This window comes from Duganella sp. Root336D2 (assembly GCF_001425005.1).
Lineage (GTDB): Bacteria > Pseudomonadota > Gammaproteobacteria > Burkholderiales > Burkholderiaceae_D > Rugamonas.
This window is the reverse complement of the sequence record NZ_LMDB01000001.1, coordinates 73,762-90,630: the sequence shown is the minus strand read 5'-3', so window position 1 is coordinate 90,630 and position 16,869 is coordinate 73,762. Positions and strand designations below refer to the sequence as shown.

Annotated in this window: 10 protein-coding genes and 1 pseudogene; 5 read left to right on the top strand and 6 right to left on the bottom strand. The window is 63.4% G+C overall.

Features of this window, described 5'->3' with window-relative positions; genetic code table 11:
• Positions 1–32 precede the first annotated feature (32 nt).
• Positions 33–623 carry a flavin reductase family protein gene (locus ASD07_RS00310; RefSeq protein WP_055923493.1) on the top strand — a complete coding sequence of 197 codons (591 nt, stop codon included), beginning with the start codon at positions 33–35 and terminating at the stop codon, positions 621–623.
• Between the two features lie 84 nt (positions 624–707).
• The gene (gene fusA / locus ASD07_RS00305; protein WP_055923490.1) at positions 708–2,822 is read left to right on the top strand and encodes an elongation factor G; all 2,115 of its coding nucleotides are present in this window, start codon (positions 708–710) and stop codon (positions 2,820–2,822) included.
• Between the two features lie 20 nt (positions 2,823–2,842).
• Here the strand turns inward: fusA and ASD07_RS00300 are convergent, their stop codons facing one another.
• The 3 genes from ASD07_RS00300 to ASD07_RS00290 all read right to left on the bottom strand — a co-directional run bounded on the left by ASD07_RS00300 (position 2,843) and on the right by ASD07_RS00290 (position 9,430).
• Positions 2,843–5,092 (bottom strand): bifunctional diguanylate cyclase/phosphodiesterase, encoded by a 2,250-nt coding sequence (locus ASD07_RS00300; RefSeq protein ID WP_156397795.1) that lies wholly within the window; start codon positions 5,090–5,092, stop codon positions 2,843–2,845.
• Between the two features lie 5 nt (positions 5,093–5,097).
• Entirely contained in the window at positions 5,098–5,577 is a 480-nt protein-coding gene (locus tag ASD07_RS00295; protein WP_055923484.1) for a hypothetical protein, read from the bottom strand.
• Between the two features lie 61 nt (positions 5,578–5,638).
• Complete coding sequence (locus ASD07_RS00290) at positions 5,639–9,430, bottom strand: CHASE domain-containing protein (protein WP_055923481.1); 3,792 nt, start codon at positions 9,428–9,430, stop codon at positions 5,639–5,641.
• Positions 9,431–9,548: 118 nt separating this feature from the next.
• On the opposite strand from ASD07_RS00290, the gene ASD07_RS00285 reads away from it, so the two are divergent.
• Positions 9,549–10,016, top strand: a complete 468-nt coding sequence (locus ASD07_RS00285; protein WP_055923478.1) for a hypothetical protein — start codon at positions 9,549–9,551, stop codon at positions 10,014–10,016.
• On the opposite strand, the gene ASD07_RS00280 is transcribed toward ASD07_RS00285, so the two are convergent.
• Positions 10,013–11,980: a U32 family peptidase gene (locus ASD07_RS00280; protein WP_055923475.1), complete on the bottom strand. Its 1,968-nt coding sequence runs from the start codon at positions 11,978–11,980 to the stop codon at positions 10,013–10,015. The genes ASD07_RS00285 and ASD07_RS00280 overlap by 4 nt on opposite strands.
• A gap of 33 nt (positions 11,981–12,013) precedes the next feature.
• The gene (locus ASD07_RS00275) at positions 12,014–12,922 is read right to left on the bottom strand and encodes a LysR family transcriptional regulator (protein ID WP_055923472.1); all 909 of its coding nucleotides are present in this window, start codon (positions 12,920–12,922) and stop codon (positions 12,014–12,016) included.
• Between the two features lie 182 nt (positions 12,923–13,104).
• Between ASD07_RS00275 and dkgB the strand changes: the two are divergent.
• Positions 13,105–13,327 (top strand): annotated as a pseudogene (gene dkgB / locus ASD07_RS31530) (2,5-didehydrogluconate reductase DkgB); the annotation flags it as partial.
• Positions 13,328–13,415: 88 nt separating this feature from the next.
• The gene (locus tag ASD07_RS00270) at positions 13,416–13,691 is read left to right on the top strand and encodes a hypothetical protein (protein ID WP_156397794.1); all 276 of its coding nucleotides are present in this window, start codon (positions 13,416–13,418) and stop codon (positions 13,689–13,691) included.
• Here ASD07_RS00270 and ASD07_RS00265 read toward each other — a convergent pair whose 3' ends face one another.
• Entirely contained in the window at positions 13,692–16,865 is a 3,174-nt protein-coding gene (locus tag ASD07_RS00265) for a di-heme oxidoredictase family protein (protein WP_055923466.1), read from the bottom strand.
• Between the last annotated feature and the right edge of the window lie 4 nt (positions 16,866–16,869).

Genomic DNA, 16,869 nt, shown 5'->3' with positions numbered 1-16,869 from the left:
GCAGGGAATCCGCTGCGGCGCTAGAATGGGCGATGACCCAGCAATTTGAATACTTCAAGCCGGTCGCCCTGGAGCACGCCAGCCGCCTGCTCAACCACGGCCCGACCGTCCTTGTCACCAGCGCCCATGCAGGACGCCGCAATATCATGGCAGCCGCCTGGTCGATGCCGGTAGAATTCACGCCGCCGCGCATCGCCATCGTGATCGACAAAAACACCTTCAGCCGCGAGCTGATCGCGGCCAGCGGCGTGTTCGCAGTCTGCATTCCCGGTGCGGCAGCAGCCGACCTGACCTATGCCGTCGGCACCGCGAGCGGCCGTGAAGGCGACAAGTTCGACCGTTTCGGCATCGTGTTTCGGGCCGGAGCGGCGACTGGTGTGCCGCTGCTTGCCTCAGGCTGCGTGGCGTGGCTCGAATGCCGCCTGATCCCCGAGCACCATACCGAAAATGCTTACGATACCTGCTTCGCTGAAGTGGTGGCAGCCGCAGCCGACGAACGTGTTTTTTCTAACGGGCATTGGTCGTTCCGCGAGGACAATGCCGACCTGCATACCCTGCATCATCTTGGTGCCGGAAATTTCGCGCGCGCGAGTGCGATGATAAAGGCGAAAGCATTCCCTTGATTTATTGCTGAGCCGCCCAATCTTCGCTCTCCTGTTACTGATAGAATCGAAGATGCCCACAAGGCATCGTTCAAGGAGATTGTGATGAGCCGCAAGACACCTATCGAGCGTTACCGCAACATCGGCATTAGCGCCCACATCGACGCTGGCAAGACCACGACGACGGAGCGCATCCTGTTTTACACCGGGGTCAACCATAAGCTGGGTGAGGTGCACAATGGCGCCGCGACCATGGACTGGATGGAACAGGAGCAGGAACGCGGCATCACCATCACCTCGGCAGCGACCACCGCCTTTTGGAAAGGCATGGGCGGCAATTTCCCCGAGCACCGCATCAATATCATCGACACGCCGGGCCACGTCGACTTCACGATTGAGGTCGAGCGCTCGATGCGCGTACTCGATGGCGCCGTCATGGTGTATGACTCGGTTGGCGGCGTACAGCCGCAATCGGAAACCGTCTGGCGCCAGGCCAACAAGTACAAGGTGCCGCGCCTTGCCTTCGTCAACAAGATGGACCGTGTCGGGGCGGATTTCTTCCGCGTGCAGCAGCAGATCAAGGATCGCCTGAAAGGTACCGCCGTGCCTATCCAGATTCCGATCGGCGCCGAGGAAAACTTCCACGGCGTGGTCGACCTGGTCAAGATGCGCGCCATCATGTGGGACGACGAAACGCTGGGCGTCAAGTTCAGCTACGAGGACATTCCCGCCAACCTGCAAGAGCTGGCGCAGCAGTGGCACGAGCATATGATCGAAGCTGCCGCCGAAGCGACGCCGGAGCTGACGGAGAAATACCTGAACGGCGAAACGCTGACGGAAGACGAGATCAAGGGCGCGCTGCGCGAGCGCACGATCCGTAACGAGATCGTGCCGATGCTGGCGGGCAGCGCCTTCAAGAACCGCGGCGTGCAGGCCATGCTGGACGCGGTGATCGAGTACTTGCCGTCGCCGGTCGACGTGCCGGCGATTGCCGGCCACGATGAGGACGACAACGAGATCGAACGCCATCCGGCGGATGACGAGCCTTTCTCTGCGCTTGCCTTCAAGATCATGACCGACCCGTTTGTAGGCCAGCTGACCTTCTTCCGCGTGTATTCGGGCATTGTGAATTCGGGCGACACGGTCTACAACCCGACCAAGGGCCAGAAGGAGCGCCTGGGCCGGATCCTGCAGATGCACGCCAACGAGCGCAAGGAGATCAAGGAAGTGTTCGCTGGCGACATCGCGGCCGCGGTGGGATTGAAGAACGTGACCACCGGCGACACGCTGAGCAATCCGGACAAGGTGATCATCCTGGAAAAGATGGTCTTCCCCGAGCCTGTGATTTCGCAGGCGGTGGAGCCGAAGACCAAGGCTGACCAGGAAAAGATGGCGATTGCCCTGAACCGCCTGGCGCAGGAGGACCCGTCGTTCCGCGTCCATACGGACGAGGAATCGGGCCAGACCATCATGTCCGGCATGGGCGAGCTGCACCTGGAAATCCTGGTGGACCGCATGCGCCGCGAGTTCAGCGTCGAAACCACAGTGGGCAAGCCGCAGGTGGCCTATCGCGAAACCGTCACCAAGGCGGTCAGCGATATCGAGGGCAAGTTCATCAAGCAGTCAGGCGGCAAGGGCCAGTATGGACATGTCGTGCTGAAGGTGGAACCGATGGAAGCAGGCAAGGGCTTTGAATTCGTCGACGCCATCAAGGGCGGCGTGGTGCCGCGCGAGTTCATTCCGGCGGTGGAGAAGGGCATCCGCGAGACGCTGAACAGCGGCGTACTGGCGGGCTACCCGGTGGTCGACGTGCGCGCCACGCTGACCTTCGGCTCCTACCACGACGTGGACTCGAACGAGAATGCGTTCCGCATGGCCGGTTCGATGGCCTTCAAGGAAGGCATGCGCAAGGCCGATGCGCAATTGCTGGAGCCGATGATGCACGTCGAGGTGGAAACGCCCGAGGAATTCATGGGCAATGTGATGGGCGACCTGACCACGCGGCGCGGCATGGTGCAGGGCATGGACGAAATCCCCGGTGGCGGCGGCAAGCAGGTCCGCGCGCTGGTGCCGCTGGCGGAGATGTTCGGCTACTCCACGTCCCTGCGTTCGCTGACGCAAGGACGGGCTACCTACACCATGGAGTTCCAGCACTACGCGGCGGTGCCGAAGCATATCCTCGACCAGGTGGCGACGGCGCGCGCATCAGCGCGGCACTGAGCCGGGTACTAAACCGGGTACTAAGCCGGTTCGAGCAAGGCCGCGAATTCATCGGCCGGGACAGGGTGGCCATACAGGTAGCCCTGTCCCTGTTCGCAGCGCAGCAGCTTGAGCAGCTTGGCTTCTTCTTCTGTCTCGATCCCTTCGGCTACAACCTTGAGGTCAAGGTTGTGCGCCAGGGACACCACCGTGCTGACCAGGCCCATATAGCCGGCATCCTGCGACATGCGGGTGACAAAGGAACGGTCGATCTTCATCACGTCCACCGGCAGGCTGACCAGGTAGGACAGCGAGGAATAGCCGGTGCCGAAATCGTCGATCGCCACCGGCACGTCCAGCGCCCGCACCTTGCTCAGGATTTCAACCACGCGGTCATGGTCGGACACCAGCGAGCTTTCCGTGATTTCAATCGACAGCGGCTTGTTGTCGGCGCCGGCCGTGTGCAGGGCGTGCTCGATATCGTTGACCAGGGAATCGCAGCGGAACTGGGCCGGCGCGACGTTGACGGCAATCTGCGGCGGCTGCAGGCCCGCATCGTACCAGGCGCGCCAATCCTGCATGGCGCGCTGCATCACCTGGCGCCCGACAGCGATCACCAGGCCGCTGCGCTCCAGTTCCGGCACGAATTCAGACGGCGGCACCAGACCGCGCACTGGATGGCGCCAGCGTACCAGCGCTTCGGCGCCGGTCAGCTTGCCGGTGCGCAGGTCGATCTTCGGCTGGTAGAAGTTGACGAACTCCTGGCGCTCCAATGCTTCGCGCAACTCCACCTCAAGGCTGATCTGGCGTGCCACGACGCGGTCGGCGGCGCGGTCGTACTGGCCGAAGCGCAGGTCAAGGTCGCGCGCTGCCGACAGCGCATCCCAGGATTTCACCAGCAGTTCATCGGCGGTGGTGCCATCGTCCGGCAGTGCCGCGGCGCCGGCGTTGATGGCGCACCAGATCTTGTGCTCCTTGACCTGGTACGCCCCTTGCAGCATCGGCACCGCCGTTTCCTGTATGAACTCGGCCGCTGTCTGGGTGCCGTGTGCCGGCAGGAACACCGCAAAGCGGCCGACACCGACGTGGGCCAACAGCATGCTTTCCGCCACCACCGAGCGCAGGCGCTGGGCAATATGGCGCATCAGGCCGACGGCGGCGGCATTGCCGTAGGCGGAGCTGATTTCGTCGAAGCGGTTGATGTTGATCTGCAGGACCGTGCCGCGCGCGTCGGAAGCGGCCAGGGCGGCAATTTCTTCCTCAAACTGCAGGCGGCTTGGCAGGCCGGACAACACATTGGTGCGCGCCAGCCGATGCATCTCCTGGGCATTGACCAGGCGCTCGATGCCGTAGCTCAGCTCGTTGCTCAGCTCGCCGGCGCGCTCGCGGTAGAAGGCGTCGAAATGCTGTTCGCGGCGCGAATAGAAGGTCGCCACACCCCAGGGCTGGTTATTGACGAACAGCGGCACCGCCATGCAGGAAGCGATTTCGTGGCCCTTGCGCGAACCCGATTGCACCCGGCCGGTGGACAGCACATGGGCCGCCAGTTCGGCTGCCAGCCAGTCCGGCGGGGCTTCGCCCACGCTCCAGTGGCGCTCCTGGCCTTCACGGCTGGCCGAAGCGAACAGGTACAGCGTGCCGTCTTCGGCGCTGCGGCTGATGGCGGCGCAGTCCAGGCTGGGCTGGTGCGCTGCGAGGCGGCAGGCGTCGAGGCAGAGCTGTTCCAGCGTGCGCGAGCGGGGAATCAGGGCGCTCAGGCGCGACAGCAGCACATAGAAATTGTCATGGCGGATCAGGGCCCGTTCTTTTTCCACCTCAGTGGTGACGTCGATCGCGGAACCGCCGGTGAAGGACTCGCCATTCACATTGATCGGGAACTTGTGCACCAGCCAGTGGCGCTTGCCTTCGTCCGTGGTCTCCATGGTCTTGGTGACGTCCGGGTTTTCCAGGGCAGTACCGTCCTGGTACTCGAAGCCGCTGCCCATGACGTAATCGCCGGCGGCGTCCTTGATCCACAGCGGCGCCGGAGCATGCTCTGCAAAACCGGCCAGGAAACCCCGGGCGCGGTCCAGGCCCTGGCGCAGGCTTTGCTGGGTACGCACGCAGGCGGCCAGGTCGGCCAGCGCGCTGTGCTGCTCGTCCGAATAATTTTCCGGCAAATAGGAGAACAAGAGCGCTTCATCCGCCAGTGCCTCGGCCGGCACCGGCTTTCCGCACACAAAACCAGCCAGTCGCTGCAATTCCTCGAGCGGGCTGGATTGCAAGTGTTCAATGGATGCGCGCTTGTTCATGTCAATCACAGCAGTTTGAACTTGAGCTGCACGGATAAGGCACCATGCAGACGTTCCTTGTATGTAGGTACGATAGCAAAGTTAACGCCGACGCGTTGGTATTCCACGCTGACAACTGGAATCGCCGCGAGGAACCATCCGCCATCGCGCATTTTCGGGTAGCCATTAAAGCCGCCGACCACCGCGCCCAGGCGCACCGGGCCGATGGCCCAGGGCTGGTAGTAGACGCCGGCGTAATTCGACATCTGGCGGTCGCTGTTGTGGAAGCGGCCGGCAGTGAGGGAAGCAACGGTGGAAAAGCGGTATTCGGCGCCGAATCCGGGATTGGTGTCGTCGAAACCTTTGTCGCGCTGGAAGTGATAGGAGTAGAAACCCGGATTTACCCAAAGTTCGGATAAGGGCTGGTTTTCAATCGCGGAAAAGGTGTCGGCAAACGCCGGCAGCGACAGGGCAGCAAAAGTAGCCCCGATCAAAAGCTTTTTCATTTATTTCCAAAAATTTAATGACTGCGGGTGAATTATAGCGTTTGTGGCAATTCGTGAGATTTCAATTGCGTACCTTGCCGTGAACAAATTGTAAAATTGTTGCAATTAAGTCATCTCCATCGACCGGTTTGGCGACGAAACCATTCATGCCGACGGCATCGCATTCGGCACGCTCGCCAAGGGTGACGCCGGCGCTCATGGCAAGTACCGGCAGGTCCAGTCCCAACTCCTTGCGAATGGCCTGGGTTGCACTGAAGCCGTCCATCACCGGCATTTGCACATCCATCAAGACCAGGTCGACCGGCTGCTGGCCGCTGCGCAGGAAATCGAGCGCCTGGGCACCGTTTTCAGCGATATGGACGCTGGCGCCGACCGCCTCAAGCATGCTGCGTGCGACCAGCTGGTTGAGCGCATTGTCCTCGGCCAGCAGGATCGATAGCCCCTCCAGTGCCTTGCTGCCGTTGCTGAAGGCGCCGTGCCCCGCGGGCGCCGGGCTGGGCTGGGAACCCGCTTTATCTGGCGCGGCGTGCAAGGCGTGGAACAGGGCCGAACGGGTCAGCGGCCGCAATAGTTCGGGGTCCCGCCCCGTGCCGCCGGCAGCGGCCTGCGCTCCGCCGCGCAGGCAGATCCGCTGCGGCACATTGGCGCTGCGGGCGGTGCCGGCCAGGCTGCTGTCATAGACCAGCAGGTCGTAGTTGGCGCGCGCCAGTGCGGCCACGATGCCGGCCGCCGAGTCGACCGTGTCGCAACGCCAGCCCCAGCGCGCCGCCAGCTGCACCACGTCGTCATGCAGGTGCGGCTTGGGATCGGCGTACAGCACGCGCCAGTGGCGGCGTGCCCCCGTCAGCGCATACGGGTCGGGCAAATCGCCTTCGCGCAGCGGCATCAGGAAGGTGAAGGTGGTGCCGCGGCCCGCTGTGCTGCTGACCTCGATCGTGCCACCCATCATTTGCGCCAGCCGCTGCGAAATCGCCAGCCCAAGCCCGGTGCCGCCGTAGCGGCGCGCCATCGAAGCGTCGGCTTGGCTGAAGGGCGTGAACAGGCGTTGTATCTGGTCCGGGCTGATGCCGATCCCGGTATCACTCACGTCCCAGCGCAGCATGCCGGGCTCGGACGGGTCGCGGCTGGCGTGCACGCTCACCGTGCCGCTGTCGGTAAACTTGAGGGCATTGCTGACCAGGTTGAGCAGCACTTGCTGGACCCGCTGAACATCGCCGTGCAGCGAGACCGGCACTTCCGCTTCCACGCACAGCGACAGGGCCAGTCCTTTGTCGGCACTGGTCATGGCCATGACCGCGCCCAGCGCGCACAGCACGTCTTCGACCAGGAAATCATCGTCGGCCAGCTCCAGCTTGTTGGCCTCGATCTTGGAAAAGTCCAGTACATCGTTGAGCAGCGCAAGCAGGGAGCGTCCGGCGCCGGACACCATGCCCAGGTACTGGCGCTGCTCCGCATTGAGTGGCGTGCGCGCCAGGATCTGGCTCACGCCAAGAACCGCGTTCAACGGCGTGCGCAGCTCATGGCTGATATTTGCGACGAAGGCGCTCTTGGCTGCGCTGGCCGATTCAGCCTGCGTCTTGGCGTCGTTCAATTCCTTTTCGGCAGCCTTTTCGGCCGTGACGTCGCGCATGATCATGGCGAAGCCGATGCAGTTGCCCGGCTCGTCGTGCACCGGGAACAGCTGCTTCAGGCCGAGGAAGGTGCTGCCGTCGCGGCGGCGGCGCAGGGAGGTCGACTCGTACTGGCCATGCTCCAGCGCCAGCGCCATGCTGCGCGTGGCATGGCTCTCGGTCGACAGGACCCGCAGCGGCTGGCCGACAATTTCCGCAGCCTGGTAGCCAAACAGCTTTTCGGCGCCATCGTTCCAGGTGGTGATGGTGCCCGCCGGATCGAGCAGCACGATGGCGTGGTTGCGGATATGCGAAGTGAGCAGCTTGAAGCGTGCTTCGGATTCTTCCAGGCTGGCGGTCTGCTGTTCGAGCTGCCTGGCCGACTGATCCTTGGCGCGCAGCGCTGCAATGCGTTCGTGCACCAGGTTGCGGCTGGCGCCGAAAAACAGCAGGCTGATCAGGGTACCCATTACCAGCACCAGGAAGGATTTGCCCTGGTCGACCGAGGCATCGAACAGGGCGGTCGGGTGCACGTTCAGGGCCCAAGATTGGCCGTTGTCGCCCACCGGTACATATTGCAGGCTGGACAGGCGGGTAAAACTCTGCCCGGTGCCGCTGCGGGCGCTGGTGTACATGAGCTGGCCCTTGGTGTCCTGGAAGTAGACGTCGAGCCGGACTTCGCGCAAGCCATTGCCGAAGATGCCCTCCATCAGGTCGCCCATGCGGAAGGGAATATAGACAAAGCCGTGCAGCTCACGGTGCCCGGCCGCATTGTTGTGATACACGGGATTGAACATGAGGAAACCTGCCTGCTTGGGCCCGGCGATTTCCTGGACCAGGGTTATCGGGCCGCTGGCGGTCAGTTTCCCGCTTTGCATGGCGGCCACCATGGCATCGCGCCGCGTCGGCTCGGACATCATGTCGTAACCAAGGGCAGCCTCGTTGCGGTGCGACCGAGGCTCCAGGTAGACGACGGCCGCATGCAGGTCGCGATCGCCTTCCGGCCAGACCCGCAATTCCTTGTTGAGTGCAGCTACCGCGCCGGCGGGAGCAAAGCGCGCGAAACCGACGCCGAGCACGCCGGGATACTGGGTGGTCACATCCAGTCCCGCAATGAACTGTGTCCATTCGTCGCGCTCGACGCTTCTGGAGGCGTCGAACAGTGCCGTGCCGGCACGCAGCAGCGATTCATATCCCTCCATGCGCAGGCGGACGGTCTCGCGCACATTGTCGGCAGCGCGCTGGAAGCGTTCACTGGTACGCGCTTCGGTGTCATAGGTGATCCAGCCCCAGGCGCCGACAGTCAGGCTCATGCAGGCCAACAGGATCAGGATTGGCGTCCAGACATAGCTCTCCGCCAGGCCCGGGTCTTCTTCCGTGGCGAGGACCCAGGCCAGGATGCTGCTGATGGCCAGGTAGGTCGAGAGCGACAGCAGCGAATGGTGCAGCACGCCGGAAACAAAGGGGCCGTGGTCCATCACCGTGGCCGGAATGGCGATGCCGGAAATGACAGCCAGCGCGATGCGCACCATGTCGCGCCAGCGGTTGACCGCGGCCAGGCCCAGGAAGAAAAGCAGGCAATACGGCAGGAACTGGGCCGCGGCGAGATGTGAATCGCTCAGGAAAACAGCCAGCGTGGCAAGCAGCAGGGTGGCCAGGAACACCAGTTGCCCCGGCAACCATTGCGGCCAGGCCGGGCGTGCGGGAATTGCCATAGCCAGCGGGGCGAGCAGCAGCAGGCCAAGGAAGTCGCCGGTCCACCAGGTGGCGGCGACCTGCCAGGTCAGCGCGGGGGGAATGATGCCGGACAGTACGAGCGAGAGCACGCCAACCACGGCCGATGCGAGGGCGGCAGCGGCGGCCACGCCGCCAAATTTATACACTTCGCGCTGGCGCTGCAGCGCGATGCCGGCAATGCCAAGGTGCCGCAGCAGCCCGTGCGCCAGCAGCGCTTCTGCCGTATTTCCAAGCGCAATCGTCAGCGAGACCGTCAGCAGCACCGGCAGCGAGGCCACGTTGTTGTTATGGAAGACCGCCAGGTTGGCCAGGAAGGCACCAGCAATGATGGCGGGCCAGAGCTGGCGCCCAAAGCGCAACAGCAATACCAGCGCAAAACCGGAAGGGGGCCAGATCGGGCTGGCATTGCTTTGCGCCAGTGCGAGCATCAAGCCGAGGCGCGCCAGCAGGTAGTACGCTCCAGCAGCGAGCAGCAGGACTGTCAGCGTACGCAGGCGATATGGCATGGCTTCGTGGGGAGGTCGGCGGTGATGTCTTTATATCACGGAAGATGTATAAGGCTGAAATGATGTTGTCACAATTACCCCTTAGCATGTCAATATGCAATTGACTCCAGAAAATCGAATGCGCGTGCGTGCCACGGTCTTCAGCAAGACCGATGCCGGCCGGGTCGAATTTGTCCAGCGCAGCGCCGGACTGAGCGCACGCCAGCGTTCGGTGCTGATCCTGATCGACGGCCAGAAGGCCTTGGGCGAGATCGAGACCTGGCTGGGCGAAGAGGAAATGCTGGAGGCGGTCGAAGCCTTGTTGCGCAAAGGCCTGGTGGGCATTGCATCCGCCCCGGCCCCGCTGCCGGCCCGTCCAGCCGCCGGGACCGCAGCGCTGGCAGCCGCGCGCGATTTCATGGTGGCGGCGGCGCGCAAGCATCTGGGCCTGATGGCGGCAGACCTGGTGCGCCGTATCGAACATGCGAAGGACGAAAGCCAGCTGGCCGGTGTCATCGGCCTGTGGCATGTGTCTTTACGCGAATCCAAGACCGGCAAGCCCTGCGCCGAGGGCTTGCTGGCGGAAGCGCGCGCCTTGCTGGCTTAGTTCGGCCGCTTGCGGTGGAATATCAGCGGACTGTACGGTACCGCCGATGGAGGAGGGGAGTTCAGGATGCCTGGTTTCATCGCGCCAACCACGTGCATCTCGCACGGCTTGCAATCGAAGCGCAGCGTGTAGGTATGGTCGCCGCTGACCAGGGTCATCGGTTCAGCCTTCACCTGGCCCTGCACACCCTGCACGCCTTTCGCCTGCTTCGGGCACAGGTTGAACGAGAAGCGCAGGCAATGCTTGGTAATCATCAGCGGCACTTCGCCCGCTTCCTCATGCGATTCGTAAGCCGCGGCAATCAGCTGCACGCCGTGCTTGTGATAAAACTCGCGCGCTTTTTCGTTGTAGACGTTGGCCAGGAAGCTCAGTTGCGTGTCCGGATAAATGGCGCGCGGCTCGGCCGGCGCTTTGCGCTGCGGCCGCTGCCAGGCTGCCAGGCGCGCCGCTTCGTGCGCCGCCACCGCATCGCGGCGCAGGGCGTTGATCGCAGATGAAGGCACGAACCAGGGCTGCGACAACTTCAATTCCACATGGTCGGCGACAAACATGGTGTTGCCCAGTTTTGCCAGGCTGGCGCGCAAGCCGCTCTCGGCTTGTTCGGCATTCTGCGCCGGCTGCAGCGCAAGCACTGCGTCGGTGCTGCTGACGATTCCGTCCTCATCGATGATCGACAGGCGCAAGCCGCCTTCGGTTTCGGCAAGCGCCAGCTGCAGCCCGACGTGGCGATCGGCGGACTTTTTGTGCAGCGCCGCTTCCCACTGGTGGTCGCGGTTGCGGTGGATCACTGTGCCCACTTTCAGGCCGGGCAGGGTAGCCATCTGCTCGTTGGGGAACACGCGCCAGCGCTGGCCGTCTTCGGTGTCGCCCATTTTTTCGGCCTTGTTGGCCTGGATGCCGACCGTGGTGCGCTTGTTCATGTAATTCAGGCCGTCGCCGTTGGCCATCGGCGCATTCGTGATGACGTCGATATGGTCGCCGCCCAAGCGCACTACGGTGCCCAGTTCGACGCCGACGTATTTGGGCGAATCGAAAGCGCCGATATCTTCCTGGCGGCCGTTGGCGAAGTAGTCGGTATGGCCGCGGTGGAACGTCTTGTCCACGTCGGGCGTGAACAGTACACGGGTGCGGCCGCTGGCGGCCCGCGCAAACTCCGGACGGCGCTCGAGCAGCTCGTCCAGCAGCAGGCGGTAGTGGGCGGTGATGTTCTTCACATAGCCCATGTCCTTGTAGCGGCCTTCGATCTTGAAGGAGCGGATGCCGGCGTCGACCAGTGCTTCCAGGTTGGCGCTCTGGTCGTTGTCCTTCATCGACAACAAGTGCTTTTCGAAGGCAACCACGCGGCCCTGGTTGTCGGACAGGGTGTACGGCAGGCGGCAGGCCTGCGAGCAGTCGCCGCGGTTGGCGCTGCGCCCAGTGTCGGCGTGCGAGATATAGCACTGGCCGGAGAAGGCCACGCACAGCGCGCCATGCACGAAGTACTCGAGCGGAGTATCGACTTCCGCGCGGATCTGCTTGATCTTGTCGAGGGTCAGCTCACGCGCCAGCACCAGCTGGGAGAAACCGACGTCGCCCAGGAACTTGGCTTTTTCAACCGTTCGGATATCGCATTGGGTCGAGGCGTGCAGCTGGATCGGCGGCAGGTCCAGTTCGAGCAGGCCCATGTCCTGGATGATCAGGGCATCGACGCCGGCTTCGTACAGTTGCCAGATCTGCTTGCGGGCCAGGTCGAGCTCGGAATCGTGCATGATGGTGTTCATGGTCACGAAGATGCGTGAGCGGTAGCGGTGGGCATATTCCACCAGCGCGGAAATATCCTCGATCGGATTGCTGGCGTTGTGGCGCGCGCCAAAGGCGGGGCCGCCGATATACACCGCATCCGCGCCGTGCAGGATGGCTTCGCGGCCAATGTCCGCGGTTTTGGCTGGCGCCAGCAGTTCGAGCTCGTGGTCAAGCAGAGACATTCTGAGATAACCCTACAGTTGCAAGGGTGGATATTATACCGGCTCGTCGAAGCCGCGATCGCCCAGTTTTTCCTTCATGTAGTCCACGAACGACGCAATCCGCGCCGAAAGCGCTGTATTGCGGTAGTAGACGGCATTGATCGGTTGCCGAACCTCCAATGTTTCCGCTACCAGGACCTGCTGCAGGCGGCCCGCTTTGCGGTCGGCGTTACTCAGGAAATCCGACAGGCATACGATGCCCGCGCCGTGCAGCGCCAGGTGCAGCAGGGTCTCGCCGCTTGAGGTGTAAATATCCGGCGTGACGTGGACCGGCTGGCTATCCGCATCCTCCAATGGCCAGTCGTTCAAGGTCTCGGGCTGGTTGAAGCCAAGGATGGTGTGGTTTGCCAGGTCTGCCACGGTAGCGGGTGCGCCGTGCTGTTCCAGGTATGCCGGGCTGGCCAGGATACGCAGCTTGCCGGTGCCGATGGGCGTGGCGTGCAAGGTCGAGTCGCGCAGGCGGCCGATGCGGAATGCGACGTCGGTACGCTTCTCCATCAGGTCGGTGATTCCCTCATTGCTGTTCAGCTCCAGTTCCACGCGCGGATAGCGCTCACGGTAGCCATTTACCAGCGGCACGATCACGTGCAGCATGAATGGGGTGGAAGCGTCGATGCGCAGGCGCCCCGCAGGTCCCTGGCGGCGCAGGGACATCTTTTCCTCCGTCTCCTCGACCTTGGCAACGATGCTTCGGGCGCAGTCGAGGAAGGCTTGTCCTTCCTCAGTCAATTCGAGCCGGCGGGTGGTACGCCGCACCAGCGTGGTTTCCAGCTTTTCCTCAAGGCGGGTCAAGGTGCGGCTGGCGGCGGACACGGTCAAGCCCAGGCGCTCTGCGGCCGCGCTGATCGATCCCGTGGCAACAATGGCAATAAATGCCTGCATTTCGTCAAGGGTGGTCTTCATATATTTGATTATTGCTCAAATATCTTTCGCGGAAAACAGGCTTTTTCCGCAAGAGTCCGGGTACTTTTCGCCAGGGCAGGCCGTTGCCGAATCCGGCGTGGCGCGCAAGGAGCTGTTCCTGACCCCCAAGGTCTGGAACGACAACTTTGCCGCCGGCCGCCTGGTCGCCAGCCTGGAACAAATACGGCAAGGTGCTGGGCGATCCTGTAATTGCGGCCATCGCTGCGCGCCATCAGGCCACTGCTGCCCAGGTCACCCTGGCCTGGGCAATGCAGCTCGGCTACTCGGTGATCCCGTCCTCCACCAAGCCAACTGAACGCGCAGGATACGGCGAAAATCGCGGCGCTCGAGCGCAACGGCCGCATGGTCAACCCCGAAGGCCTGGCCCCGGACTGGGACCTGTAGCGCTGATACTGTTACCCGGCCTGATACTTGTGTTACGTGGCAGCGCAGACGTATGGTCGGGAGAACCGGCATCCCTCAGGAGCAAACCATGGCCAATCACGCTAACCGCTGCCTTCAGGTGACATGCAACTTTACCCATCCTTCCGCGCAGGCACTGAACCGGGTCTATGCGGCCATGTCCTTCCGCTACAGGTTTCCAAACGATGACATGTCGCTGGCGATCCAGAACCATGCCAAGCGGATGTATGCGGACGCAATGAACATCCGTGGCGGATGGATAGGGCACATCGACGTCAATACTTCGATCCGAAACAACATGGCGCCGGACACCTCCCTCAACGACCACTACACGGTACGGGCCTGATCAAAGCGACTTCAGGAAGGCCAGCAGCGCTTCGCGGTCACCCTGCGGCAATGCGGCGAAGCGTTGGCGAGATGCTTCTGCCTCGCCGCCATGCCACATGATTGCCTCGGTCAGGTTGCGCGCGCGGCCGTCGTGCAGGTACCCGGCCTTGCCGCTGTTCCCCATGACCTTGTCGCTGTAGCCGATCCCCCATAACGGCGCGGTGCGCCACATGGCGCCCTTGGCCTGGCCTTCGACGAAATTGTCGGCAAGGCCGGGGCCCATATCGTGCAGCAGCAGGTCCGTGTACGGATGGATCGCCTGGTTGCGCAGCTCCGCCAGCAGGTGTCCCGGGCCGGTACGCATTTCGACGGCGTGGCACGCGGAACAGCGCATGGCCTGGAACAGGCGCGAACCGGCGCCCACTTGCTGCGCATCGACGCGGTGTTCCTCCAGCGGGGCGACGCCTTTCGGGAAGCCGCTTGGCAGGCTGCGCTGGGCGGGAACGGCGACCAGGGCAAGGTACTGCGAGATCAGTTGCAGCTCGGGTTCGCTGACGCCGCGCTGGGCTGCGGCCGCCTTGCAGCCGGCAGGATCGCTGCTGCAACTGCGGTTCGGGTAGACCGGCGACGTGACTGCCATGTCCTGCAGCAGGGCAGCCGCGGCCTGGTGGCGCAGGGTGGCTTTGGAGGCCTTCCAGCCAAAGCGGCCGAGGCGGACGGCGCCCGTTTCCGGATCGTAGACGAAGTTGGCGACGCCCTTGACGCCGTCGGCATCCGGCGCGCTGCGCACACGGGCCAGGATATCGGCCTCGGGAATTGCTTCGAGCAGGCCGGTACCGATCATCGGCTGCGCGGCACGCAGCGATGCAATCTCCGGTGCAGGTCCTTCGTAAGCGATGGCCGGCTTGCGCAGTTCAATCGTCGTGCCATCGGCCAGTTTGGCCGAACGGGTCTCGAAACCGGCTACGCGCACCCCGGTGCCCCAGTTCTGCGGGGCACCGCTGGCAGAGACCGCATTCATCTGCACCGCAGCTCCATACAGCGGATGCGGCATTTGCTGTCCGTCCGCGCCAGTCACAGCGACCCGCACCGACATGCTATCGAGCTTCTGGTTGACTGCCAGCGGCGCTGGGCTGCGGCCATTGTTCACGTGGCAGCCGATGCAGGCGGACTGGTTGAAGCGCGGGCCCTGCAGGCCGACGGCCGGCGTGTAGCGGTCGTTGCCGGCCTCATTATGCTCGCCGCTGGTGAAGCTGGTGTGGATCAGGCGGCGGCCTTCGACGAAGCGCTGCATATTCTGCATGCCCACATTATTCTGCGGCTGCTGGAACATGAACAAGCCATTGTCCGAATAGTTGTAGGACACCGAGCCAAGGCCGCCTGACAACGTGTCCGCCGGTAGCGGCACGGAGTTCAGGCGCGGCTGCACACCGTACCAGGGCCGCAGCCCAGCGCCGACCACGTAGGTCCATTCGGCCGAGTAGTAGCGGATGCCGCCGCTATCGCCTTTGCCAAGCATGGACTCGGTGGTAGAGAACATGGAAGGCGAGACTTCGATCACATCCCCCGCCACCAGCGGCCGCGCCGGGATGTTGCCGCCGTTCGGGAAGCCGTTCGCATCCAGCGCATTCATGCCGGGATATTGTTTGATGAGCAGGGTGCAGGCGCCATTGATGCCGCCCGGTGCGGCGAGCCGGCCGGCGGCAGGATAGGGCGAAGGCGTGCAGACCTTGACATTGTTATCGACCAGTTCGCCGGGCGCCATCCAGCCGTAGCCGGTGACGCCCGGCCGGTCGATCGCGCGGAAGAAGGCGATGCCGCCGGAGAGGAAATCGACCGTCGTGTACTGGTTCACCACCAGCGTGGGCTTGCTCACGCCGGGAACCCGGCTATTATCGACGATCTCCACGCCCCAGGTGCGGTTCTTGAAGTATTGCGGCACGAAGGTCAGGTAATTGCCGGGCCCCTTGTCGAGCGGCAGCCCGCTGGCGGGATCCACCGTTTCATTCGGGCCGTAGCCGATTTCATTCCAGTCTTCGCCACGCTCGCGGCCGTGGCGCGCGAAACCGCGGGCACCAAAGCGCGTAACGAGGGTGCCGTCGGCCAGCGTGAACTGCAGCGTCTCCAGCGGCGATGCGGCGGCCGGCAAAGGTGCGAATCCGTCGCCGTCGGCGGGGAAGCGCAGCGCCGAGGTCGCGCCAGGCTGCAACGTGTTATCGCTGCCTGGCGACTTGAACTCGACTTCGAACAGGGAATAGCCATACTGGGTGGCGCGGGCAATGCCCTGCATGCGGATATAGCGGGCATTGGCGCCGAGGTTGAAGAATTCTTCCGTGCCGCCCCGGCCGTTTGAAACCAGCCGCAGTTGCGACCAGTTGTTGCCGTCATCCGAAACCAGCAGGGAATACTGTTTGGCATAGGCGTTTTCCCAGGCCAGCTTCATATAGCCGACGGCAGTGCGGGCACCGAAATCGAACTGGATCCATGCGCCGTCCTCTTTCGCGCTTGCCCAGCGGGTGTTGGCCTGGCCATCGATGGCGGCGGCAGCTGCAAGGCCGGCATTCTCCACCGCAGACGAAGTTGCGGCAACCGGCTTCACCACCAGGCCCGGCGCGGAGGGATCGCCAGGCTGCGGCTCCGGTTGCGGCGTCGGGTTGGGGGAGGCCGGCGTGCCGGAGAACGCCTGCATCTCGAGGATCGAATAGCCGTATTGCGATGAACGTTTGATGCCTTTCATGCGCAGGTAGCGGCCCTGGCCCGCAAGGCCGGACCAGTCTTCTGTGCCGCCCTGGCTGTCCTGTACTGATTTGATGGTGCTCCAGCTTGCGTTGTCGTCCGATACCTGCAGCAGGTATTCGGAGGCGTGCGCATTTTCCCAGGCGATCGTGACCCGGTTGACCGCCACCGGTTTGCCGAAATCGAGCGTCAGGTACTGGTCGTCGGTGAAGCCGCTGCTCCAGCGTGTGCCGTCGTTGTGGTCGATGGCCGCCGCAGCCGACAGGTCGCCGCGCTCGATCGACGAAGCCGTCGCACTGGCCGGCGTCAAAGCGGTCTCGCTCGATTGCGCGCTGCTCTGCGCCTTCAATACTGTTCCCGGCGCGCCGCTGTCGTTTCCATTACCGCCGCCGCAAGCCGCCAGCACTGCTGCGAGGGCAAACGGCAAGCCCTGGGTGATCCTGTGTTTGGTCAACATGAAA

Excerpts from the sequence above, each read along its gene's own strand:
- ASD07_RS00310 (WP_055923493.1), top strand. The coding sequence starts at position 33 with ATGACCCAGCAATTTGAATACTTCAAGCCGGTCGCCCTGGAGCACGCC.
- fusA (WP_055923490.1), top strand. The coding sequence starts at position 708 with ATGAGCCGCAAGACACCTATCGAGCGTTACCGCAACATCGGCATTAGC.
- ASD07_RS00300 (WP_156397795.1), bottom strand. The coding sequence starts at position 5,092 with ATGAACAAGCGCGCATCCATTGAACACTTGCAATCCAGCCCGCTCGAG.
- ASD07_RS00295 (WP_055923484.1), bottom strand. The coding sequence starts at position 5,577 with ATGAAAAAGCTTTTGATCGGGGCTACTTTTGCTGCCCTGTCGCTGCCG.
- ASD07_RS00290 (WP_055923481.1), bottom strand. The coding sequence starts at position 9,430 with ATGCCATATCGCCTGCGTACGCTGACAGTCCTGCTGCTCGCTGCTGGA.
- ASD07_RS00285 (WP_055923478.1), top strand. The coding sequence starts at position 9,549 with ATGCGCGTGCGTGCCACGGTCTTCAGCAAGACCGATGCCGGCCGGGTC.
- ASD07_RS00280 (WP_055923475.1), bottom strand. The coding sequence starts at position 11,980 with ATGTCTCTGCTTGACCACGAGCTCGAACTGCTGGCGCCAGCCAAAACC.
- ASD07_RS00275 (WP_055923472.1), bottom strand. The coding sequence starts at position 12,922 with ATGAAGACCACCCTTGACGAAATGCAGGCATTTATTGCCATTGTTGCC.
- ASD07_RS00270 (WP_156397794.1), top strand. The coding sequence starts at position 13,416 with ATGGCCAATCACGCTAACCGCTGCCTTCAGGTGACATGCAACTTTACC.
- ASD07_RS00265 (WP_055923466.1), bottom strand. The coding sequence starts at position 16,865 with ATGTTGACCAAACACAGGATCACCCAGGGCTTGCCGTTTGCCCTCGCA.